General features: G+C 72.1%; 23 protein-coding genes. 10 read left to right on the forward strand and 13 right to left on the reverse strand.

Features of this window, described 5'->3' with window-relative positions; all coding sequences use genetic code 11:
* Positions 1 to 60: 60 nt before the first annotated feature.
* Positions 61 to 564, forward strand: coding sequence for an ArsR/SmtB family transcription factor (locus tag O2L52_RS06900; protein ID WP_270114617.1), 504 nt, complete (start codon positions 61 to 63; stop codon positions 562 to 564).
* On the opposite strand, the gene O2L52_RS06905 is transcribed toward O2L52_RS06900, so the two are convergent.
* Genes O2L52_RS06905 through O2L52_RS06915 form a run of 3 tightly spaced genes read right to left on the reverse strand, consistent with a single transcriptional unit; the run spans position 551 to position 3041 of the window.
* Positions 551 to 1225 carry a response regulator gene (locus tag O2L52_RS06905; RefSeq protein ID WP_270114619.1) on the reverse strand — a complete coding sequence of 225 codons (675 nt, stop codon included), beginning with the start codon at positions 1223 to 1225 and terminating at the stop codon, positions 551 to 553. The genes O2L52_RS06900 and O2L52_RS06905 overlap by 14 nt on opposite strands.
* Positions 1222 to 2343, reverse strand: a complete 1122-nt coding sequence (locus O2L52_RS06910) for a sensor histidine kinase (RefSeq protein ID WP_270114620.1) — start codon at positions 2341 to 2343, stop codon at positions 1222 to 1224. The genes O2L52_RS06905 and O2L52_RS06910 overlap by 4 nt, the downstream gene beginning before the upstream one ends.
* A gap of 5 nt (positions 2344 to 2348) precedes the next feature.
* A complete protein-coding gene (locus O2L52_RS06915) occupies positions 2349 to 3041 on the reverse strand; it encodes a DUF2306 domain-containing protein (protein ID WP_270114621.1) in 693 nt (230 codons plus the stop codon).
* A gap of 74 nt (positions 3042 to 3115) precedes the next feature.
* Between O2L52_RS06915 and O2L52_RS06920 the strand changes: the two genes are divergently transcribed.
* Both O2L52_RS06920 and O2L52_RS06925 read left to right on the forward strand, forming a co-directional pair.
* Entirely contained in the window at positions 3116 to 3673 is a 558-nt protein-coding gene (locus O2L52_RS06920) for a GNAT family N-acetyltransferase (RefSeq protein ID WP_270114622.1), read from the forward strand.
* Positions 3674 to 3845: 172 nt separating this feature from the next.
* Positions 3846 to 4307: a hypothetical protein gene (locus O2L52_RS06925; RefSeq protein WP_270114623.1), complete on the forward strand. Its 462-nt coding sequence runs from the start codon at positions 3846 to 3848 to the stop codon at positions 4305 to 4307.
* 48 nt (positions 4308 to 4355) lie between these two features.
* Here the strand turns inward: O2L52_RS06925 and O2L52_RS06930 are convergent, their stop codons facing one another.
* Positions 4356 to 7286 carry a glycoside hydrolase family 2 TIM barrel-domain containing protein gene (locus O2L52_RS06930; protein WP_270114624.1) on the reverse strand — a complete coding sequence of 977 codons (2931 nt, stop codon included), beginning with the start codon at positions 7284 to 7286 and terminating at the stop codon, positions 4356 to 4358.
* 62 nt (positions 7287 to 7348) lie between these two features.
* Positions 7349 to 7672 (reverse strand): hypothetical protein, encoded by a 324-nt coding sequence (locus O2L52_RS06935; RefSeq protein ID WP_270114625.1) that lies wholly within the window; start codon positions 7670 to 7672, stop codon positions 7349 to 7351.
* 73 nt (positions 7673 to 7745) lie between these two features.
* On the opposite strand from O2L52_RS06935, the gene O2L52_RS06940 reads away from it, so the two are divergent.
* Complete coding sequence (locus O2L52_RS06940; protein ID WP_270114626.1) at positions 7746 to 8729, forward strand: glycoside hydrolase family 11 protein; 984 nt, start codon at positions 7746 to 7748, stop codon at positions 8727 to 8729.
* Positions 8730 to 8843: 114 nt separating this feature from the next.
* On the opposite strand, the gene O2L52_RS06945 is transcribed toward O2L52_RS06940, so the two are convergent.
* Positions 8844 to 9314: a MarR family winged helix-turn-helix transcriptional regulator gene (locus O2L52_RS06945; RefSeq protein ID WP_270114627.1), complete on the reverse strand. Its 471-nt coding sequence runs from the start codon at positions 9312 to 9314 to the stop codon at positions 8844 to 8846.
* Between the two features lie 31 nt (positions 9315 to 9345).
* Here O2L52_RS06945 and O2L52_RS06950 point away from each other — a divergent pair, with 31 nt between their 5' ends.
* Positions 9346 to 10422 (forward strand): GNAT family N-acetyltransferase, encoded by a 1077-nt coding sequence (locus O2L52_RS06950; protein ID WP_270114628.1) that lies wholly within the window; start codon positions 9346 to 9348, stop codon positions 10420 to 10422.
* Positions 10423 to 10429: 7 nt separating this feature from the next.
* Here O2L52_RS06950 and O2L52_RS06955 read toward each other — a convergent pair whose 3' ends face one another.
* Together O2L52_RS06955 and O2L52_RS06960 are read right to left on the reverse strand one after the other, a co-directional pair.
* A complete protein-coding gene (locus O2L52_RS06955; RefSeq protein WP_373897023.1) occupies positions 10430 to 11245 on the reverse strand; it encodes an NmrA family NAD(P)-binding protein in 816 nt (271 codons plus the stop codon).
* A gap of 182 nt (positions 11246 to 11427) precedes the next feature.
* The gene (locus tag O2L52_RS06960) at positions 11428 to 11796 is read right to left on the reverse strand and encodes a hypothetical protein (protein WP_270114629.1); all 369 of its coding nucleotides are present in this window, start codon (positions 11794 to 11796) and stop codon (positions 11428 to 11430) included.
* Between the two features lie 256 nt (positions 11797 to 12052).
* Between O2L52_RS06960 and O2L52_RS06965 the strand changes: the two genes are divergently transcribed.
* Together O2L52_RS06965 and O2L52_RS06970 are read left to right on the forward strand one after the other, a co-directional pair.
* Positions 12053 to 12469 (forward strand): hypothetical protein, encoded by a 417-nt coding sequence (locus tag O2L52_RS06965; protein ID WP_270114630.1) that lies wholly within the window; start codon positions 12053 to 12055, stop codon positions 12467 to 12469.
* Positions 12466 to 12873, forward strand: coding sequence for a hypothetical protein (locus O2L52_RS06970; RefSeq protein ID WP_270114631.1), 408 nt, complete (start codon positions 12466 to 12468; stop codon positions 12871 to 12873). Before O2L52_RS06965 ends, O2L52_RS06970 begins: the two co-directional genes overlap by 4 nt.
* Here the strand turns inward: O2L52_RS06970 and O2L52_RS06975 are convergent.
* A complete protein-coding gene (locus O2L52_RS06975; RefSeq protein WP_270114632.1) occupies positions 12858 to 13223 on the reverse strand; it encodes a winged helix-turn-helix transcriptional regulator in 366 nt (121 codons plus the stop codon). The two genes, O2L52_RS06970 and O2L52_RS06975, sit on opposite strands and share 16 nt — an antisense overlap.
* A 122-nt stretch (positions 13224 to 13345) precedes the next feature.
* Here O2L52_RS06975 and O2L52_RS06980 point away from each other — a divergent pair, with 122 nt between their 5' ends.
* Positions 13346 to 13744: a nuclear transport factor 2 family protein gene (locus O2L52_RS06980; protein WP_270114633.1), complete on the forward strand. Its 399-nt coding sequence runs from the start codon at positions 13346 to 13348 to the stop codon at positions 13742 to 13744.
* Positions 13745 to 13773: 29 nt separating this feature from the next.
* On the opposite strand, the gene O2L52_RS06985 is transcribed toward O2L52_RS06980, so the two are convergent.
* The 3 genes from O2L52_RS06985 to O2L52_RS06995 all read right to left on the reverse strand — a co-directional run bounded on the left by O2L52_RS06985 (position 13774) and on the right by O2L52_RS06995 (position 16028).
* Positions 13774 to 14265, reverse strand: coding sequence for a hypothetical protein (locus O2L52_RS06985; RefSeq protein ID WP_270114634.1), 492 nt, complete (start codon positions 14263 to 14265; stop codon positions 13774 to 13776).
* Positions 14266 to 14326: 61 nt separating this feature from the next.
* Positions 14327 to 15235, reverse strand: coding sequence for an alpha/beta fold hydrolase (locus tag O2L52_RS06990; protein WP_270114635.1), 909 nt, complete (start codon positions 15233 to 15235; stop codon positions 14327 to 14329).
* Positions 15236 to 15290: 55 nt separating this feature from the next.
* Positions 15291 to 16028, reverse strand: coding sequence for a hypothetical protein (locus O2L52_RS06995; protein WP_270114636.1), 738 nt, complete (start codon positions 16026 to 16028; stop codon positions 15291 to 15293).
* A gap of 388 nt (positions 16029 to 16416) precedes the next feature.
* On the opposite strand from O2L52_RS06995, the gene O2L52_RS07000 reads away from it, so the two are divergent.
* The gene (locus tag O2L52_RS07000) at positions 16417 to 16776 is read left to right on the forward strand and encodes an ArsR/SmtB family transcription factor (protein ID WP_270114637.1); all 360 of its coding nucleotides are present in this window, start codon (positions 16417 to 16419) and stop codon (positions 16774 to 16776) included.
* Positions 16777 to 16860: 84 nt separating this feature from the next.
* On the forward strand, positions 16861 to 18255 hold the full coding sequence (locus O2L52_RS07005; RefSeq protein ID WP_270114638.1) for an MFS transporter: 1395 nt from the start codon (positions 16861 to 16863) through the stop codon (positions 18253 to 18255).
* Here the strand turns inward: O2L52_RS07005 and O2L52_RS07010 are convergent.
* Entirely contained in the window at positions 18252 to 19553 is a 1302-nt protein-coding gene (locus O2L52_RS07010) for a hypothetical protein (RefSeq protein ID WP_270114639.1), read from the reverse strand. The two genes, O2L52_RS07005 and O2L52_RS07010, sit on opposite strands and share 4 nt — an antisense overlap.
* Positions 19554 to 19577: the final 24 nt, after the last annotated feature.

Consider the following 19577-nt stretch of genomic DNA (forward strand, 5'->3'; position numbering starts at 1 on the left):
TGATGTTTAGAAGTGAACCACCGATTTGACAAAGCGTCCAGTTTTTTGGACACTTAATTCATGGACGCACCCGACGACGAGCTGACCCTCTCGACCCCGCAGCAGTACCGGGCCCTCGGGCACCCGGTGCGGCACCGACTGCTCTTCGCCCTCGGCCAGGAGTCCGCGACGCTCAGCGGGCTCGCGGCCGACCTCGGCGTCAGCAAGGGCAGCGTCGCCCACCACCTGAAGGTCCTGCGCGAGGCCGGCCTGGTCCGGCTCGACAGCACCCGGCAGGTCAGGGGCGGCACCGAGCAGCGGTTCAAGCGCACCGCCGCGCGGCTGCGCTTCGACGGCGAGGAGGCCACGAAGGCGGCCCTCGCGGCCGTCGCCGACCAGATGCAGACCGACGACGACCCGCTCTTCATCCTCCGCAGCGTCCGCCTGAGCGAAGCGAAGGCCCGGCGCCTGCGCGAGACCTTGGAGGAGCTGGCCAAGGAACTCTCCGATGAGGACGGTGAGGAGCGGTACGGCGCGCTCGTCGCCCTCTACCGGCCGCAGGCCGGCCCGGTCAGCGAGGGCTGACGCCGTCCCCGTCCGAGCGGTCGACGCGCCCCGACTCGTACGCCCACATCGCGGCCTCGACCCGGTTGCGGAGGCCGAGCTTCGCGAGCACCCCGGCGATATGGGTCTTGACCGTGCCCAGCGAGAGGAACAGCCGCTCGCCGATCTCGGTGTTCGTCAAGCCCAGGGCCAGCAGTGCGAGTACGTCCTCCTCGCGGGCGGTCAGCGGCGACGACGGCTGCCGCACCGCCCTCGTCGGGCGCGAGAACTCGTCCAGGAGCCGCAGCGTGACCTGCGGCGCGATGAGCGCGTCGCCGTTCGCCGCCGCGCGGACCGCCTCGCCGATCAGGTGCGGGCCCGCCTCCTTCAGCAGGAATCCCCTCGCGCCGGCCCGCAGCGCGCCGTGCACGTACTCGTCCAGGTCGAACGTCGTGATCACGACGACCGCGATCGGATCGGCGACCCGGTCGCCCGCGAGCAGCGCGGTCACCTCGATCCCGTTGAGGCCCGGCATCCGGATGTCCACCAAGGCCACATCGGGCCTCACCCGCTGGGCGAGCCTGACCGCCTCCACGCCGTCGGCGGCCTCGCCCACGACCTCGATGCCCGGCTGCGAGCCGAGCAGCAGGCGCAGGCCGGTGCGCACCGGCTCCTGGTCGTCGGCCACGATCACCCGGATCATCGCTCCCCCAACGGCATTGAGGACCGGAGGGTCCAGCCCCCGGCCGGGTCCGGTCCGGCGGACACGTCGCCGCCGAGCAGCGCCACCCGCTCCGCCATGCCCTGCAGGCCGTGGCCGCCGCCGGACGCCGAGCGGACGGGTGCGCCGTCATCGTGGACGACGATGCTCGCGGCGGTCGCCTCCACGGTCACGGTGATGTCGACAGTGGACGCTTCGCGGGCGTGGCGCCGGGCGTTCGTGACGCCCTCCTGCGCGATCCGGAACAGCGTCGAGGCGACGACGACCGGCAGGTCCTCCCCGGCCGTGATGCTCACGGTCACCGTCGGCGGCCCGGGATCGGCGAGGCGGGCGATCTCGGGCAGGCCCGCGGTCGGCGCGAAATCGGCGGGCGCGCGGAGCGTCCGCACCAGCGACCGCATCTCCCCCAGCGCCGCCTGCGCCTCGCGCTCGATGACACCGAGCGACTCCGCCACCCGCGCCGGATCCGCGCCCGCCACTTGCGCGCGGATGACGATCGCCGACACATGGTGCGCGACCGTGTCGTGCAGGTCGCGGGCCAGCGCCTCCCGCTCGCGCGCCCGCACCGAGTCGAGCAGCCGCGCCCGCGACTCCCGGCGTTCGCGGCGCAGCGCGCCGATCAGGCAGGCCCCGCCCATGAACGCGACCCCGGCGGCGATGTCGGCGATCGGATCGCTCCCCAGGACGCTCGAGCACACCAGCCCGGCCGCGATCACGGCGCCGCCGACGAACCGGTCCCGCCCTGAGCCCCAACGGAACAGCGCATAGGGCACGGTGAGGAACACGAACGTGGCGACCAGCGCGTTCGGCTCGATCCCGGCGACGGCGTGGGCGAGCGCGAACGCTGCGGTCGGACCGGTGAGGAGCACCGCGCTCGCCAGCGGCCGGGTCCGCCGCCACAGCAGCACGGGCAGGATCGCGATCGTGACGATCACCGTCGCGGCCCGCCATTCGAGGTCGGCGCGCAGCAGCGCGCCTTCGACGACGCTGACGGCCGCGAACACGGCGGCGAGCGCTGCGTCCCGGGGCCGGGGCCCCTCCGCGCCGGCGGCGCGGGGTCGCGACCACGCGCTGCTCATCGCCCGCTGAGCGGTGCTCATGTCCATCACGCGGTCATCGTCGCAGGCCGGCGCGAGGCCGCTCGCCTGCGGGCGATGATCCACTCGGCCACCAGAAGGTTGATGAGCCAGCCGGCGTCCATCTGCAGGAGCCGCGCGAGCTCGCTCGGCTCACCGAACAGAAGCAGCGGCGGCCCGGCGGTGAGGACCTGCGTGCCCGCGCCGAGCGCCAGCGCGTAGGCCCGGATCATCCACGCCCCGTGGGCGGCGTAGTCGTGCCGCCTGACAGCGGCGATGCCGAGCACGAGGCAGGCGAGCATGAAGCCGCCCACGAGGTACCGGGAGACGGCGACCGCCCGGTCGTCGATCGCGGGCGTGTCGTAGAACGCGGTCATCCACAGGCCGGTGAGGGCGACGATGAACCCGGCGGGCAGCAGGAGGTACCGGCCGGCGAACCGGTGCCAGCCGTTGCGACTGCGGCGCAGGCGCGGCAGGAACTGGAACGCGCCCACCATGGCGTAGACGAGCGCGCCGGCGATGTGCAGGAGCACCGGCAGCGGCATCTGCAGGAAGCGGGCGTTGGCGGCGGTCTCGGGTGCGCCCGAGGCGATCTCGCCGATGCGGAACGCTCCGGCGATCGAGGGCACGAGCGCGAGGAGCAGGAGTCCGGCCGCGATCGGCCATTCGCGGCGGGGGCGGGGTTCGAGGCGGGGCTGCAAGTGGAGGCGAGGTGTGTCCATGCCCCAATCCTGTGCGCGGCAGGGCACCCGCCGCTTCAGCCATGTGGCCGAATGCCGTCCCGCATAATGGCGCCATGACCGCGACGCCGCTGCCGCCCTGGCCGAGCACCCCGCCCGCGCACGGCGGCGTCGTGCTCCGCCGACCTCGCGAGGACGACGTCGCCATGGCGCGTGAGCTCGCGACCGACGCCTACATTCCGACGATCGGCACGCTGCCGCCGCATGCGGACGGCGCGCAGGCGCTGGCGTGGATCCGCCGCCAGCACGCGCGCTATGACGAGGGCACCGGCTTCTCCTTCGCGGTCGCCGATGCGCGAACCGATGCAGCGGTGGGGCAGTGCGGCCTCTGGCTCAGCGAGCTCGGCGAGGGACGGGCCACGGCCGGGTACTCGATCGCGCCGTCCGCCCGCGGTCGCGGGTTCGCCGCCGACGCACTGGCGGCGCTCACCGCCTTCGCCTGGACGGTGCCGGGCCTGTTCCGGGTCGCGCTGTACATCGAGCCGTGGAATGCGGGTTCGGTGCGGACCGCCGAGCGTGCGGGATATGCCCGAGAAGGGCTGCTGCGCAGCCACCAGGAGATCGGCGGCGTCCGCCGGGACATGCTCCTGTACGCGGCGATCCGGCCCGAGTAGGCATGCCGCACAGGCGAATCCTGCGGCATGCCACATGATCTCCGCTGTGGGGAGCCCGGTGGGGCATGGCGGAAAGCGGCGCACGCCACAACGCCGGACGCGCCGACCGTTCACTTTGCTCTAGTAGCCTCCAATTTAACCTGAACACGTTCAATTTGAAGGACGGCCCCTCATGTACACCGGCTTCGAAACGCCCGGCCGCACGGCGGCTCCGCCCCGGAACCTCGCGCGGGGTGCCAGCACCTGGTTCCTGCTCGCCGCATGCTTCCTGTTCTGGCCCACGGTCTTCGCGGCCGTCATCACCGCCACGTTCCTCGCGGCCGTCATCGTCCTCGACGCCGGCGTCGGCAGCCCGATCGGCTGGCTCCTCGTCGGGGTCGCCTCCGCGATCGCGTATTCGGTGACCGTGGGGCTGCCGCTGGCGCTCTGCGCCCTGCAGCAGCGGTGGTACCTGCGGCTGATCCCGGTTCTCATCATCGCGGTGCCGATCGTCTGGATGATCACGCTGGTGGGCGTGTGGGCGCTCCCCGGGGCAGGGGCCATCGCCCTGTCGATCGCCTTGGAGGCCACCGGGGCGCGCGACCGGGCGACCCTGCGGTTGTGGGCGTGGCTCACCGCTTCCAGGCGCCGGTAGTCGGCGGAGAAACCGCGGCTCACCTGGGGCCGGTGAGCCGCGGTCCGATCAGCCGCGCTCGGTGCCGAACCCGATGCTGAAGGCGGTGGGCTCGGCCCGCAGCTGGTACTGGGGCAGGACGCCGGGCCCGCAGGACGCCGAGCCCAGGCCGTGCAGGGCCGCGTCGAGGTTCACGTAGAGCCGGTCGCGCTCGACCAGCTCGTGGGTGTGCGTCGCCGCCTCAAGGCCCTCGGTCGTCCAGGGCCGCACCGTGAACGCGAAGTGCGGCGCGCCCAGGAATCGCAAAGCCGCCCCGTCCGGGTTCGCCAGGCGCGCCCACCGCACGTCGGTGCGCGAGCCGTTCTCCTGCGGGAGGGCGTACGGGGTCTGCATCCGGGCGACCGGAGCCTCGTAACGGCCGAGCCGCGCGGCGGTGCGGGAGTCGGCATAGGCCTCCTCGGGGCCGCCGCCGAACCAGGCGACGGCGTCGTACTCCCTCGGCACGGCCAGCCGCACGCCCAGGCGCGGCAGCGGGAAGTCCCACTCCCCCAACGGGTTCACGGCCACGTGCAACCACAGCACCCCGGACTCGGGCCGATACGTCCACTCGTACTCGGCGAGCATCCCGATCTCGGCACCGGCGGCGCCGACCCTGGTGGCGACCGTGAGGCCGCGGTCGTCGGCGGTGATGCCGAGGACCTTGTGCTCCAAGCGGTCCAGGCCCGCGTTCCGGTGGCGCCACCGCTCCGCGAGAGACGTGCCGCCCCAGGCGATCCGGTCGTTGTCGACCGGCGCCCGCCACAGGTCCAGTTGCGGCCCTGCCACTTCGACGCCGTCGAGCACGCGCAGGCGCCCGAGGGCGTCGAACTCGGCCCCGCCGAGGCGGTACCCGCCCGCGACCGCGACCGGGCTCGCCACCGGCCCGACTACCGGTGCCGCGGTGTACGGCAGCACTACCTGGCCCCACGCGATCTCATGGCCGGCCTCCGCCCAGGCCGCGTCGCGCGCGAGCACGGCGTGCACGCTCACCGCGCGCTCACCGTTCGCCGCGTCGAAGGCCTTGGCGAGCGCCTCAGTCCACGGGACCTGGACCGACGCCCCGGCCGCCACCGCGGGTGCCTCCAGGTCGCCCTGCGCGATCGCCGCACCGTCGTCGTCCATCCGCCAGGTGAAGCGCAAGTGCCCGGTGTCGGCGAAGTCGTGGCCGTTGGCGACCGTGATGGTCCGGTCCGCCGGGTCGATGCCGATCCTGACCGGCTCGATCACCTTTTTGTACTCGACCAGCGCCGGCGAGGGGGTGCGGTCGGAGAAGACCAGCCCGTCGGTGATGAAGTTGGCGTCGTGCAGCGTCTCGCCGAAGTCGCCGCCGTAGGCGAACCACTCGCGGCCGTCCCCGGTGCGGCGCCGGATCCCCTGGTCGATCCACTCCCAGACGAACCCGCCCGCGATGCGCTCGTGCTGCTCGAACAGGCGCTGGTAGTCGGCGAGGCCGCCGGGGCCGTTGCCCATGGCGTGCGCGTACTCGCAGAGGATGAACGGCAGGCCGCGGCGGTGCTCGTCGAGCGCGGGGTCGCTGGTCGGCTCCTCTTCGCGGCGTCCGATGCGCTCGAGCTCGTCGTGCGGCACGTACATCATGCTGTAGACGTCGACGTACCCGGAGTCGTAGTCGCTCTCGGAGTGGACGAGGCGGCCGGGGTCGCGCCGCTTCGCCCACGCGGCCATGGCCTCCAGGTTCACGCCGGCCTTGCATTCGTTCCCGAGGGACCACATGACAACCGAGGCGTGGTTCTTGTCGCGCTCGACCATGCGGGCCATCCGGTCGAGGCAGGCCTCGCGCCACTGCGGGTCGTCGGCGGGGTTGTTCCGCCATCCATAGAAGTAGAAGCCGTGCGTCTCGAGGTCGCACTCGTCGATGACCCACATGCCGAGTTCGTCGCAGAGGTCCAGGAACCGGCGGTCCGGCGGGTAGTGGCTGGTGCGGACGGCGTTCACGTTGTGCCGCTTCATGAGCTCGAGGTCGCGGCGCATCGTCTCCAGGGTCAGCGTTCGTCCGGTGTCGGGGTCCCATTCGTGGCGGTTGACGCCGCGGAGCAGGATCGGCGTGCCGTTGACCTTGAGGACGCCGCCTTCCACGGTCACCGTGCGGAAGCCGATCCGCAGTGGCACGCGTTCGGAGTCGGTGGCGACGACGGCGTCGTAGAGCCGCGGCGTCTCCGCCGTCCAGGGCTCCACGGGCACGGTCACCGTCGCACCGGTCGCGGTGTCGATGCCCAGTTCGGGCACCGTGAGCCGGGCATCGGCGGAGGCCTCCACGCGAAGGGTGCCGAGGCCGGTGGCGTGGTCGTAGTCGGCGTGCGCGAAGACGTCGTCGATGCCGCCTGCGGGACGGTGGACCAGGGAGACCGGACGGAAGATCCCCGAGACCCGCCACGTGTCCTGGTCCTCCAGATAGGAGCCCGCCGACCACTGGTGGACGCGGACGGCGACGGTGTTCTCGCCGGGGACGAGGTGATCGGTCGCGTCGAACTCGGTGGGCAGGCGCGAGCCCTTCCCGTCGCCGAGGCGGACGCCGTTGACCCACACGGCGAACGCGGAGTCGACCCCCTCGAAGCGCAGCAGGGTGCGTCCGGTCGCGGGCCAATCGGCGGGCAGGGTGAAGGTGCGCCGGTACTCGCCCGTGGGGTTCGCGTCGGGAACCCGCGGCGGGTCGACCGGGAACGGGTAGTGGATGTTGACGTACTGCGGCCTGCCGTACGGCGCCTCGCCGTCGAGGTCGTGCATCTGCCAGATCGAGGGGACGGCGAGGGTGTCCCAGCCTCCCGCGTCGAACGCGGGGGCTTCGAAGCCCTCGGTGAGGTCGTGGAGGCCGGCGGCCAGGTTGAAGCGCCACTCGCCGTCGAGGCTGAGTGCGGCGGCGTCGGAGGCCGGCGCCGACCGCGGGGCGCACCGGCCGCTCCCGGGACTGAGACTCTCCACATAGGTCATATCGGTTCGACTCATCCTCAGTCCATCCTCTCGAAACCCCGGCCGCCCGTCCCGAGCGCAGGCGTCCTTGTGCGAGGTTAGGAAACCTCCAGCGCCCAGGACTGGTCGATATTCACCCACTTGTGGTCGGTTTTCAGGGCCTCGCCGCAGGTGCCGGTCGCGGCCGCGACCGATCGTCGGCCTGCGTAGCGGCAAGGTGACGCGTGCTGATAATTTCCGAAACTTTCGGATTCACTGATTCTTCGAGATGCTGTGCAAAGTGGCGGATTCCGAAGGTTCTCGTTGGGATTCGCCCTTGAACAGGACTGATGCTCATCGGTTGCCAGGAAATTGCCTTGAAAAGTTCCGATACTTTTCCGAAAGTCATTGACACGTTCCGATGCGCAGTCCACGATGGTCATCATCGATAGATAGATGCCTCTCGATGCGGTCGGCGATTCCCGCAGACCGGACGCAACGTTCCAAGGAGTCAGGATGTCATCCGACAACCCGCCCCCCAGCCTCTTCAGCCGCCGGAACCTCCTCCTCGGCGGCACGGGAGCACTCGCGCTCGGCGCCTCGGGGCTGATCATGCCCGGCACTGCCCACGCCCAGCAGGTCATCACCACCAACCAGGAGGGCACCCACAACGGGTACTACTACTCCTTCTGGACCGACACGCAGGGCAAGGCCTCCATGACCCTCGGCGCCGGCGGGAACTACAGCTCCCAGTGGAACGGCGCCAACAACTGGGTCGGCGGCAAGGGCTGGGCCAACGGCGGACGCCGCGTCGTGGACTACAACGGCTCGGTCAACCACGGCAGCAACGGCTACCTCGCGCTCTACGGCTGGACCTCGAACCCGCTGGTCGAGTACTACATCGTCGAATCCCACGGCCCGTACAACCCCAGCAGCGGCGCCACCAGCCGCGGCACGGCCAACATCAACGGCGGCACCTACAACATCCTCCAGACCACGCGGTACAACGCCCCGTCCGTGGAGGGCACCAAGACCTTCCAGCAGTACTGGAGCGTCCGCCAGTCCAAGCGCACCTCCGGCTCCATCGACACCGGCGCGCACTTCGACGCCTGGGCCCGGGCCGGGATGAACCTCGGCGCGTTCAGCTACTACATGATCATGGCGACCGAGGGCTACCAGTCCTCCGGCAACTCCAACATCACCGTCGGCAGCACGGGCGGCGGCGGTGGCGGGGGCGGCGGCACCTGCTCCGCGGTGCTCTCGGCCGGCCAGCGCTGGAGCGACCGCTACAACCTCAACGTCACGGTCTCGGGCAAGAGCGACTGGCGGACGACGCTGAACATCCCGTCGCCCGCGAAGGTCCTCTCGACCTGGAACTGCAGCGCGTCCTACCCGACCGCGCAGCAGCTCGTCGCCACGCCGAACGGGAGCGGCAACACGTTCGGGCTGACCATCCAGGCCAACGGCAACTGGAACTGGCCGACCGTCGCGTGCGGTTGAGCCGGCGGCGGGGTCCTCGGAACCCCAACCTCCGGGGACCCCGCGTCGACTGTCCATTAGGACGCTGACGGTGTGATCATCTTGCGGCCCAGCGCTTCGCGTTGGGCCGCTCGGTCATTCCCGGGGGTGCTCTCCCAGGCGCGCGGCGATGCGCTCGAGCGCGGCGAGGTCGTCCGGTTCGAGCCGGTCGATGAAGTGGCGGCGCACCGACTCGACGTGGGCGGGCGCGGCCTCCTCGAGGACGCGCAGGCCTTCGGGGGTGAGCACGAGCAGGCAGCCCCTGCCGTCGGCCGGGTCGGGGTCGCGGCGCAGGAGCCCGCGCGACTCCATGCGGCTGGCATGGCGGGAGAGCCGGCTGCGGGACCAGCCCATCTTGTCGGCCTGCTCCCCCAGGGTGCTGGTGCGGCCGGGACGCTCGGACAGGGTGCTCAGGACCTCGTAGTCGGGTTCGGAGAGCCCGATCGCGGCGAGGTCGCGGGCGGTGCCGTGGCGGACGGCGACCATGACCCGCCGGAAGGCCCGCCAGGCCCGCTCTTCCTCAGGTTCGAGCCAGCGCACGTCCCCCGCCGAAAAAGTCGTTGACATGTAATCAACCTAGCACGTAGACTTCGTTTCCATGTCAACGAAAAAACTTCGCGTCCTCGTCCTCATGTGCAGCACCCGCCCCGGCGCGCTCGGCCCCGTTGTGAACCGGTGGCTCCTCGACGCGGTCGCCGACCGGGCCGCCGAGCTCGGCGCCGAACTGGTGCCGGCCGCCCTGGGCGACTTGGACCTGCCGTTCCTCGACGAGGAGGAGCACCCGTCCTCGGGCGCCTACCGGCACGAGCACACTCGCAAGTGGAGTGCGATCGCCGACGCCGCAGACGGGTTCATCGCGGTCACGCCCGAGTACAACTACGGCATGCCGGCGACTTTGAAGAACGCGTTGGACTACCTGAGCGCCGAATGGGCCTGGAAGCCGATCGGCTTCGTCAGCTACGGCCACACCTCGGCGGGCACCCGCGCGGTGCAGCACGCCAAGCAGGTGGTGACCACGCTGCGCATGATGCCGCTGGGTGCCACGGTCGCCCTCCGCATCGGCGAGGCGGTCGAGGCGGGGGCGCTGCGGCCGGACCCGGCCCGCGACGCGGCGGCCGTCGGACTGCTCGACGAGCTCGCGCGGGTCGCCAGTGCCTTGCGTCCCATGCGCGAAGCCGCCCGGTCCGACGCGCGGCCCGGTCCGGTGGCGGGGTCGTACGCGCGGGCGCTCACGCCCGACGACGCCGCGGAGGTCACCGTGCTGCAGCGGTGCTGCTGGGTGGAGGAGGCGATCGTCAACGACACCATCGACATTCCGGCGCTGCACGAGTCGGTGGAGGAGGTGCGCGCCTGGCTCGGCGAGTGGAGCACCACGGGCCTCTGGCTCGACGGGCGGCTGCTCGGCATCGTGCGGACCCGCCGAGTGGGTGACGCCTGGGACATCGGGCGGCTCGCCGTCGCCCCCGACCAGCGCGGGCGGGGCCTGGGCAGGTGGCTGCTGCGGACCGCCGAGGCCGCGGCCGGACCGGAGTGCCGCCGCTTCGTGCTGTTCACCGGCGCGAAGAGCCGGCGGAACATCGACTTCTATGAGCGCGAAGGGTATGCGCGGTCCTCGGACGAGGCCCCTGACGGCACGGTCGCGCTCGCCAAGGAGCGGGCGGACCTCGCCGGTTGAGGCGCCATCAGTGGAGATGCGTTGCGGCCCAGCCCTGCAGGGCGGTCGGCGTGGTGGTCGCGATCGTGCGGGGGTTCTCGGGGGTGTAGTCGTCCCTGATCCCCACGGTCATCATCACGATCGCGTCGACCTGCGCCGCCGGCATCCCGAAGGAGGCCAGCGTCGAACGGAGCTCGGCGTCGCTGATCTGCCGGGGCTCCACCGCATGGCCGAGGGCCTCGGTCAGGATCCCGGCGACCTGCCTGAAGGTGAGGTCCTCGGGTCCGTGCACGCCTTGGACGCTGCGCCCGGCCCACGACCGGGAGAGCAGGCGGACCGCGGCGACCGCGGCGACGTCCTCGGGCGCGACCCACGGCAGCGGCCGGTCGAGGTCCATCGCGGTCGCCAGCGTGCCGTCCTTGATCGACTCGAGGTCCATGAAGAGGTTGGTGAAGAAGTAGCCGCAGCGCAGGTGCGTGACGGAGGCGCCGCTGGCTTCGAGGGCGAGCTCCGTGGCGGCGAGGCCGTCGATCTCACCGACGCCGTGGCGCTTCTCCGCGCCGCCGCTGGACTGGAACACCACGCGCGGGATGCGGTTGGCCTGGACGGCGGCACGGAGGTTCCCAGCCGCGTTCACGTGCGCTTCGACCGGGTCGCGGTCCGTGGCGGTCGGGCTGACCCAGTAGAGGGCGTCGAGACCGGTCGTCGCGTCCACAACGGAGTCCGCGTCCCACGCGTCGAGCGGTGCGGTGTCGACGTGCGCGGCGATGCCGGGATCGAGGGTGCCCGGGTCGCGCAATAGCGCGCGCGGGCGGACGCCGGCCTGGACGAGCAGGCGCAGCACGTGTGCGCCGACGTGGCCTTTCGGGTGTCATCACTCCGATGCTCACGTGGTCACTCCTTCTCCTCGGTTCCGGCTGGGGCGCTCGGGTTCCGGGCACGCCGGCGCCGCCGGACCGCGGAAGCGGCCGGCGGCGCTCGCAAGAGGACGGGACGTTGCGGCCCGGCGCCTCAGAGCCGCTTCGCTCAGCGGTGCGTGACCTTGTGGAGGACGGCGCGGCTGCGCTCGGGAAGCTCGCCCGCCGCGGACATGATGGCGTCCCTGGCGTCCTCGATGTGCTCGACGGCCCGGCGGTACCCGGTGGCGGACTTGTGCCGGTCGTAGGCGATCTTGGCGCCGACCACGGCGACCGCGGCGATGCCGGCCACCGCGAGGATCATGACGATCCGGCCGGTCCGGCTGCCCGACTCGGTCACCAGCGCCTCTTCGTCGTCGTAGGGCTCGTTCTCGGGGAACTCGACGCTGTCGCGCCCGGCGATGTCCGACAGGCGCAGGGCGTCGGTCTCGACTCCCGGTTCGGCGTTCGACTTCTGCGAATCCTGCTGCGATTTCATGGTCAGATCCTCCCACGGGTCGGCCTCCGGGGGTTCCCTCTTGCGGCCATCGGAAACCTCGTGTCGCCCAGTCCCGCACGGGACGAGGTCCCCGTTCCCTTGGCGTTCGGCCCCAACGGGGTACGCGGAGCCGGGGCACTACCTCCCGCGGTGTAGCCCGATTGACAACCCGGGGCCGATGCCCGGGTGCGGCGGCGGGCTGCAGACTCCACCGCATGCGGCGGCCCGCCGCGGTCCGATGTTAGGAGCGTTCACGTTGAAGCTGTTCTTCCTGGGGTGGACGCGGTTCGTCGTCGTCCTCCTCGTGCTCCAGGTCGGCCTCGCCGGCTGGGGCGCCGTCTCGGGAGGCGGCGAGCGGGTGATGCGGTTCATCGCCCACGCCGGCAACGGCGGCATGCTGTTCCTCTGGCTGATGCTCTCGGTCGTCTTCGCCCTCATCGCCAGGCCGGGATGGAAGACCGTGCTGCTGACCGCGTTGTCGGCCTTCATGATCTTCCTGCAGGGCGCGTTCGCGTACGGGTTCGGCACCGAAGGCGTGGGCGGCGGCGTCGGCATCGCCCTCCACGCGCTCAACGGCCTCGCCATCCTCACTCTGCAAGTGGTCGTCGCCCGCCGCGCCAAGCGTGCGGTCGACGCCAAGCGCGCCCTAAAAGCGGAAGGAGTCCCGGCATGAGCCCCTTCGCCACGGTCCTGCGGATCTGGATGACGCTGCTGCTGGCGCTGCTGGTCGTCCAGTTCGCCCTGGCCGGTTTCGGCGTCGGCTACAGCGGCGCGATCGACGACGGCTTCGAGATGCACTTCCGCAACGGCAACGCCCTGCTGTACCTCTACGCGGCCGCGGTCCTGATCGCCCTCGCGGCCCGGGCCGGAGCCCGGATCGTATGGCTGACCGCACTGGGGACATTCCTCGTGCTGCTCCAGCACGGCATGGCCATCGTGAACGTGCCCGGGACGCTCTGGGGCCAGTCGCTGTTCCTGTTCCACGCCCTCAACGGCCTGGCCCTCATCTTCCTCGCGTACAAGACCGGCGCCCTGCTCCGCAAGGAGCGCCGGGAGATGACTCAGCGCGTGTCGTAGCGGTCGCGGGCCTCCAGGACTTCGCCGATGTGCGCCTCGGCCCAGTCGCCGAGGGCCAGGAGCGGGCCGTGCAGGGTGCGGCCCAGGTCGGTGAGCTCGTACTCGACGCGGGGCGGGACCTCCGCGTAGACGTGGCGCGAGACCAGTCCGTCGCGTTCGAGGTCCCGCAGGGTGTCGGTGAGGACCTTGCCGCTGATGCCCTCGACGGCGGCGCGCAGGTCGCGGAAGCGGGTGCGGCCCCGGCCGAGCACGATGACGATCATCGCCGTCCACTTGTTGGCGATGCGGACGAGGGACGTGCGCGAAGGGCAGGTCGCCGTGAGCACATTCCAGTCCGGTTCCTGTGACATGCGGCACCCGATCCCATTGGTCACCTTGAAGTAACTGGTTACAAAAAGTGAGTATAGCTGGGTCAAGCGGCAACGCCGGTGAGGATGAACGAGCCGGCCCACCACGATCCAGGGAGCACACGATGACCGAGTCCACCGCGAACGTAGCCCAGCTGTACATCGACGCCATGGCCTCCGACGAGCCCACCGCACTGCCCGCGCTGTTCGCCGAGGACATCGTCTGGCACCAGCCGGGCGCGAACCAATTCTCCGGCGTCAAGCACGGCGGCGCCGCCGTGGGCGCGATGATCGGCGCCATGATGGCCGTCAGCGGCGGCACGTTCGCCCTGCAGTCCACCGGCGCGCCCATGGTGAACGGCGACCTCGCCGCGCTGCCGATCCGCTTCTCCGGCAGCCGCGACGGGGCCGAGATGGCGATGGACGGCGTCGACCTGCTGCGCGTCAAGGACGGCAAGGTCGCCGAAGCCTGGCTGTTCTCCGCCGACCAGGACGCCGAAGACGCCTTCTGGGGCCAGGGCTAGGACCTGACCGCACCGGTCCTGGCCTCCGGTCAGGGCCGGGGCGGGACCGGCTCGTCGGGAAGCGGCCGGTTCGGGTCGACGCCGTACGGCACGCCGCTCTCAGGGCGCGTCGGATCGGGCGCGTTCGGGTCGTAGGCCTCCTCCGGTTCCGGCGGCACCGGGTCCGGGTCGTTCGGGTCGCCCGGGATCGGCTGGAGCGGGTCCGACTCGCCCGGCGCGGGCTCGCTCGGCTCGCCGTCGTCCGGGACCGGCAGCAGCGGATCGGCCTCGTCGGGGACCGGCTCGCCCGGGTCGCGCTCGCGCGCCTCGCCCGTGTCCTCGGGGACCTCGGCGGCCAGCTGCTGCTCGAGCGATGCGCCCCGGCGCTCCTCCTCCGGCGTCATACCGGGCTTGTCGGCCTCCTGGTACCCCTCCGCGTCGAGGATGGCGTCCGTGAGCCCCTCCTCGTTCGGCTGCTCGTCGTCCACGAACCCGAAGGTCTCGTGCTCGGCGGCGTCGTAAGTCTGGTTCCGATCCGTCATGGCTTCCCCCTTCTAGGGACGGGGAAGTACCCCGCCCGGGGGCCTGCCATGCACCCGCCGGTCAGACGCCGGTGCGCCCGGCCGCCGTGCGCTCGAGGAACGGCACCGCGATGTCGGCGAGCTGAGCTGCGGAAGTGTAGACGGCGTCGTGCGGGCTCGACGGGACGACCGCGAGTTCGCCGCACGGCAGCAGCCGCGTGACCTCCTCCGCCCACGCCTGCGGGGTGACCGCCTCGCGCTCGCCGCGCGTCACGAGAGTCGGCGCCCGCACGCCCGGCAGCTTGTCCTCGACCCGGTCGCGCAGTGCCAGGCGGAGCGTCCGCACGGCGCGGAACAGCCCGGCGTCGACCAGATCGCGCAGGAGGATCGGCAGCTGGAGCGGGTCCTCGTGCGGGGCGCCGCGAAGCCACCGCAACGCCTGCCGCGCCATGCTGCGCGCGCGGGGGTCCATGGTCGGGCCCACCAGGACCAGGCTGTGCACCAGGTCGGGGTGGCGGTACGCGAGGTCGACCACGATCTGCGTGCCGAAGGAGTTGGCGATGAGCACGGCCGGAGCGTTGCCGGTGGCCCGCATCCACTCGGCGAGCCAGTCCGCGAGTGCGGGCACGTCCAGCACGGTGCGGGGACCCTCGCTGAGCCCGAACCCGGGCAGGTCCACCGCGCGCACGGGGTACTCGGACGCGAGCTGCGCGGCGAGCGGCATCAGGTAGCGGTGCGACACCGCCAGCCCGTGCACCAGAACCACCGGCGCCTCGCCGGGCGGGTCGTCCCTGGTCGCCCGGTAGTGGAGGCGCAGGCCGCGCACGGTCGCCCAGCGGCTCTCGAAGTCGCCGTCCGCCTCGGGCGCGCGGGTCGCCACCGCGTACTTCGCGCGCATGGTCCGCCAGCGCCACTTGCCCTCCGACACGGCACCCGAGGGCCGTTCGAGCTTGCTGCCCGAGCGCCGGGCGGGGTGTCGCTGTCGGTTCACGCGGACCGGTTACCCAGGGCGGGGAGGGGTTATGCCGAGGCGGCGAGCCGACGCGTCACCGGTTGGGGCCGCGGTCTTCGTCGGAAGCGGGCCGCCCGTGCCCGGCCGCCGGGACGATGTTCGACCGCCCTTCCCAGGTGCCGTGTTCGGAGAGCGGCCGGAACCGCAGCGTGGTGAACTCGTGGTGGAAGTCCCTCCGGTCGCGTTCCGCCATCGCCTCGTTGTGGAGGCGGGCGGCGGCGCCGGCGTCGCGTCCGAAGACCATGCCGGTCATGGCGCGGGCGCTGGTCCAGACCGAGAAGGTGCAGACGGTGCGGTTCGGCCGCATCGCCGCGAGCGCCAGCGTGGTCTCGGGGTGGTCCCGGACCTGGCGTTCGACCGGTCGGCCCCACCGGATGAAGCGCGGCAGCTCGGGCAGGCGCATCCGCGCGACGGTCACGGCGACCACGGGTTCGCCGGGATCGGTGCGCCCCGTTTCGGCGGGCAGGTGTGCCAGCTCCCGGACCGAGCCCCAGCGGCGCAGGTATGCGAGCCGCACATGCCAACCGGCGCTGAGCGTCCGGCCGAACGGCTGCTGCGCGAGGAACGCCTCGAGCGCCGCTTCGTCGGCCCATTCGGCGAACACGGCGAGGTGCCGCAGCCGCATCCGGCTCGGCGACACCACGGGCGCGCCCAGTTTCATGCCGACGAGGACTTCGATGTGCTGGAGTCCGGGCGCGGAAGGCGGCCGCAGCAGCGCGCCGAGGGAGTCGCGCAGCGGCACGCGGGCGAGGTGGAACGAGTGGAGGGCCATAGTGCGATCCAACCCGACGACGCGCCGCCGCGCTACGCCCGGAGGCACTGAACCTTCCGGGGCGATCGCGGCGCCGGGGGGAGCGAACCGCAGCCATCGCGCGGCACCGGCAGGGACGAGCCGCGGTAGCTCCCTGCGTCATCTGGGCCGGCGAAGCACGGAAGGCCGCAGCCCTAGCCGCGGCCGTCGCGCGGCACCGGCAGAGAGGGCGCGGCAACCCCATGCATGACCCGGGCCGGCGCAGTGTCGAGCGCGGCAGACCGCACCCTCGCGGCACCAGAGCGATCCTGCCCCACCCGGGCGCGCGCGAGGCCGGCTCAGTGAACCGCAGCCTCCGCGCGTCTTCGCGCGGCACTGGCGCGAGCCGCACCGCACGTAGGATGGGACCATGCCCGAACGCGAACGACCGGCTCCTGCAAACGGTTTGCACCACGACCCGCCCTCCGGTGAGCAGTTCGCCGCCGCCGCAAGCGTGTTCGCGCTCCTGGCCGACCAGACCCGCCTCCACCTCCTGTGGGTGCTGGCCGAAGGCGAAGCCGACGTCACCGCCCTCGCCGCCACCACCGGGGCCGCCCGCACGGCGGTCAGCCAGCATCTGGCGAAGCTGCGCCTCGCCGGTCTCGTCCAGCCCCGCCGCGAGGGCCGCCGCGCGGTCTACTCCCTGACGGACGGGCACCTGCGCCGCCTCGTCCTCGAAGCGCTCAGCCGGGCCGACCACCAGGTCACCGGCAAGCCTTGGCACGCCTGACACCACACATTTTCGATATGTGCGCACATGCGCACACGTATGGTACGGTCGGGGCGTCACCGTCTCCGAGCCGAGGACCGCGCCGTGCTCTCCGTGCTGCGACACCGCACCTACCGCCACCTGTTCGCCGCCCAGGCCATCGCCTTGGCCGGCACCGGCCTCGCCACGGTCGCGCTCAGCCTCCTCGCCTACGACCTCGCCGGGGCCCGCGCGGGCGCCGTGCTCGGGACCGCGCTGGCGATCAAGATGCTCGCGTACCTGCTCATCGGGCCGGTCGCCACGGCGCTCGCCGAACGGGTGCCCCGGCGGACCCTCCTGTGCGCCATGGACATCGCGCGCGCCGCCGTCGCACTGGCCCTGCCGTTCGTCACCGAAGTCTGGCAGGTCTACGTACTCGTCCTGGTCCTGCAGGCCGCGTCGGCGGCCTTCACCCCGACCTTCCAGGCGGTCATCCCCGAAATCCTGCCCCGCGAAGCGGACTACACGAAGGCGCTGTCCCTCTCGCGCCTCGCCTACGACCTCGAGAGCCTGTTCAGCCCCGCGCTCGCGGCCGTGCTCCTGGCCCTGGCCGGCTACCAATGGCTGTTCACCGGCACCACCATCGGTTTCCTCGCCTCGGCGGTGCTCGTCGCATCGGTGGCGCTGCCGAAACCAGCTCCCGCGCGGCGCGGCGGGCGCTGGGCGGAGACCACGCGCGGGTTCCGCCTCTACCTCGCCACGCCCCGGCTGCGCGGCCTGCTGCTGATGCACCTGGCCGTCGCCGCCGCCACCGCGATGGTCATCGTCAACACGGTCGTCCTCGTCCAGGACGTGCTCGGTCGCGGCACCGGTGATGTCGCGGTCGCCTTGGGCGCGTTCGGCATCGGCTCGATGACCGCCGCACTGCTGCTGCCGGGGCTCCTCAAGCGCCGCACCGACCGGCAGGTCATGCTCCCCGCCGCATGCGTCCTCGCCGCAGGTCTGGCGGTCCTCACCGCCGCGCTGGCGGGCGGCGCACTCGCCTGGGCCGGCCTGCTCGCGCTCTGGGCGGTGCTCGGTGCGGCCACCGGCGCGATCCTGACCCCGACCGGCCGCCTGGTCGCCGCGTCGGCGACCCCTGCGGACCGGCCCGCGGCCTTCGCCGCCCAGTTCTCGCTCTCCCACGGCTGGTTCCTCATCGCCTACCCGGTCGCCGGATGGCTTGCCGCCCAAGCAAACCCGGCCGTCGCAGCGGGAGCGCTCGCCGCCTGCGCCACGACCGCGGCCGTCGCCGGGCTCCTCGTCTGGCCCCGGCGCGACACCGCGGTCCTCCCCCACGTCCACACCCGGCTCGACCCGGCCGACCCGCACCTGGCCGGCGCCCACGCGGCGGCGCACGGCTGGACCCACTCGCACAACTTCGTCATCGATGCGCTGCACACGCACTGGCCCGCGAACGGCGCGACCAGCGCGTGCGACGAGCGGGCACCGGCCCGGCGGAAGTCGGTCAGCGTCGGCTAGACCGAGTACGGCGCCGGTGCGTCCGTGCCGCTCCCGGCCTCGACCGCGGCGCGGCCGATGAGTTCGACGATCAGCACCAGCACGGCCACGACGATCGCGACCGTGACGACGCCGGAGACGCCGGGGTGGCGCCAGAGCACGAGCCACAGCAGACCCGCCACCACGAGTGCGATCTCGATGGCGCGGCGGTTGCGGTGGACGCCGGTGCCGAAGCGGCCGAAGGTGACGCCCGCTCCGGCGAGCCCGCGGGCGATGGCGTTCCGGCCGCCGCCGCCGAGCCGCCGCAGGGCGGTCGGGGCCCTTCCGGGACCGGTGACCCAGCAGGCCAGGGCGACGATGACCGCGAGCACGGTGATGGTCTCGGCGGCGCCCTTGAGGAACCGGGTGAGGGTGTCGTAGACGTTGACGGCGGCCTGCTGCGACTGGACGCCGTCGCCGAGGCCGGCCAGGAACGCGCCGCGTCCGATCGTGAGTCCCGCGGAGAGCAGGAGCATCCCGACCGCCAGGCAGAGCGCGCCGATGAGCAGGCCGCGGCGGCGGTTAGGGGCGACGGCGATCCCGGCGGCCAAGAGCGCGAGTCCGGCGATCGGCAGGATCCAGGAGGCGGCGTCCAGGAGGGACGCGGCGACCCGGAGCTTCGGGAAGGCCTCGGACTGGGCGATGGTGAAGTTCACCGACACCGCCGGGATGCGTTCGGCCAGTCCGAACCCGGCCTCGACCATGCGGTTCTTGACGCGTTCGACGAGCGGCCCGAGGTCGAGGACGAGGTCCTGGCCCTTGAGTTCGAGCGCGCCGCCGCTGTCGCCGTTCAACAGGGCGACGAGGGAGGTGTGGGCGCGGAGGGTGGCCTCGCGCCAGAGCTCCGTGAACTGGTCGGAGTAGACGACGGCGGTGACCTGCTTGTCGATGAAGGAGTCGATGCCGGAGGCAAGGGGCACGGCAAGGCGGTCGAGGACGTCGGGGCCGCCCTTGGTCTGGACGGCGTCGATGGCCTCGGCGACGAGCTTCTCAGTGTCGAGCGCCTTGTTCACGGCGCCGTTGACGCGGACGGCGATCGCGGCGCGAACCTCTTCGTCCTTGTAGAGCGGCGCCATGGTGGCGGCGAACCGGTCGGTGTTGAGGATTTCATTGCGCGCGAACACGGTCACGGAGGCGAGCACGAGGACGATCGCGGCGAGGACGAGCAGCGCGACCGATCCGGCCCAGCGGGCGGCGCGCTTGCCCCTGCCCGGGGCGGTCTGCGCCCGCAGGCGCTCCAGTTCGGCGCGTTCGGCCCGGTTCAGCGCTGCGTCGGCCATGGTCTCGCTCCTTCGGTCGGCCGC

This window comes from Glycomyces algeriensis (assembly GCF_027622855.1).
Taxonomy (GTDB): Bacteria; Actinomycetota; Actinomycetes; order Mycobacteriales; family Micromonosporaceae; genus Glycomyces; species Glycomyces algeriensis.

Excerpts from the sequence above, each read along its gene's own strand:
- O2L52_RS06920 (WP_270114622.1), top strand. The coding sequence starts at position 3,116 with ATGACCGCGACGCCGCTGCCGCCCTGGCCGAGCACCCCGCCCGCGCAC.
- O2L52_RS06980 (WP_270114633.1), top strand. The coding sequence starts at position 13,346 with ATGACCGAGTCCACCGCGAACGTAGCCCAGCTGTACATCGACGCCATG.
- O2L52_RS06915 (WP_270114621.1), bottom strand. The coding sequence starts at position 3,041 with ATGGACACACCTCGCCTCCACTTGCAGCCCCGCCTCGAACCCCGCCCC.
- O2L52_RS06910 (WP_270114620.1), bottom strand. The coding sequence starts at position 2,343 with ATGAGCACCGCTCAGCGGGCGATGAGCAGCGCGTGGTCGCGACCCCGC.
- O2L52_RS06975 (WP_270114632.1), bottom strand. The coding sequence starts at position 13,223 with ATGTCACAGGAACCGGACTGGAATGTGCTCACGGCGACCTGCCCTTCG.
- O2L52_RS06945 (WP_270114627.1), bottom strand. The coding sequence starts at position 9,314 with ATGTCAACGACTTTTTCGGCGGGGGACGTGCGCTGGCTCGAACCTGAG.
- O2L52_RS06985 (WP_270114634.1), bottom strand. The coding sequence starts at position 14,265 with ATGACGGATCGGAACCAGACTTACGACGCCGCCGAGCACGAGACCTTC.
- O2L52_RS07000 (WP_270114637.1), top strand. The coding sequence starts at position 16,417 with ATGCCCGAACGCGAACGACCGGCTCCTGCAAACGGTTTGCACCACGAC.
- O2L52_RS06960 (WP_270114629.1), bottom strand. The coding sequence starts at position 11,796 with ATGAAATCGCAGCAGGATTCGCAGAAGTCGAACGCCGAACCGGGAGTC.
- O2L52_RS06905 (WP_270114619.1), bottom strand. The coding sequence starts at position 1,225 with ATGATCCGGGTGATCGTGGCCGACGACCAGGAGCCGGTGCGCACCGGC.
- O2L52_RS06900 (WP_270114617.1), top strand. The coding sequence starts at position 61 with ATGGACGCACCCGACGACGAGCTGACCCTCTCGACCCCGCAGCAGTAC.
- O2L52_RS06925 (WP_270114623.1), top strand. The coding sequence starts at position 3,846 with ATGTACACCGGCTTCGAAACGCCCGGCCGCACGGCGGCTCCGCCCCGG.
- O2L52_RS06995 (WP_270114636.1), bottom strand. The coding sequence starts at position 16,028 with ATGGCCCTCCACTCGTTCCACCTCGCCCGCGTGCCGCTGCGCGACTCC.
- O2L52_RS06950 (WP_270114628.1), top strand. The coding sequence starts at position 9,346 with ATGTCAACGAAAAAACTTCGCGTCCTCGTCCTCATGTGCAGCACCCGC.
- O2L52_RS07010 (WP_270114639.1), bottom strand. The coding sequence starts at position 19,553 with ATGGCCGACGCAGCGCTGAACCGGGCCGAACGCGCCGAACTGGAGCGC.
- O2L52_RS06970 (WP_270114631.1), top strand. The coding sequence starts at position 12,466 with ATGAGCCCCTTCGCCACGGTCCTGCGGATCTGGATGACGCTGCTGCTG.
- O2L52_RS06935 (WP_270114625.1), bottom strand. The coding sequence starts at position 7,672 with ATGACCATCGTGGACTGCGCATCGGAACGTGTCAATGACTTTCGGAAA.
- O2L52_RS06940 (WP_270114626.1), top strand. The coding sequence starts at position 7,746 with ATGTCATCCGACAACCCGCCCCCCAGCCTCTTCAGCCGCCGGAACCTC.
- O2L52_RS06930 (WP_270114624.1), bottom strand. The coding sequence starts at position 7,286 with ATGAGTCGAACCGATATGACCTATGTGGAGAGTCTCAGTCCCGGGAGC.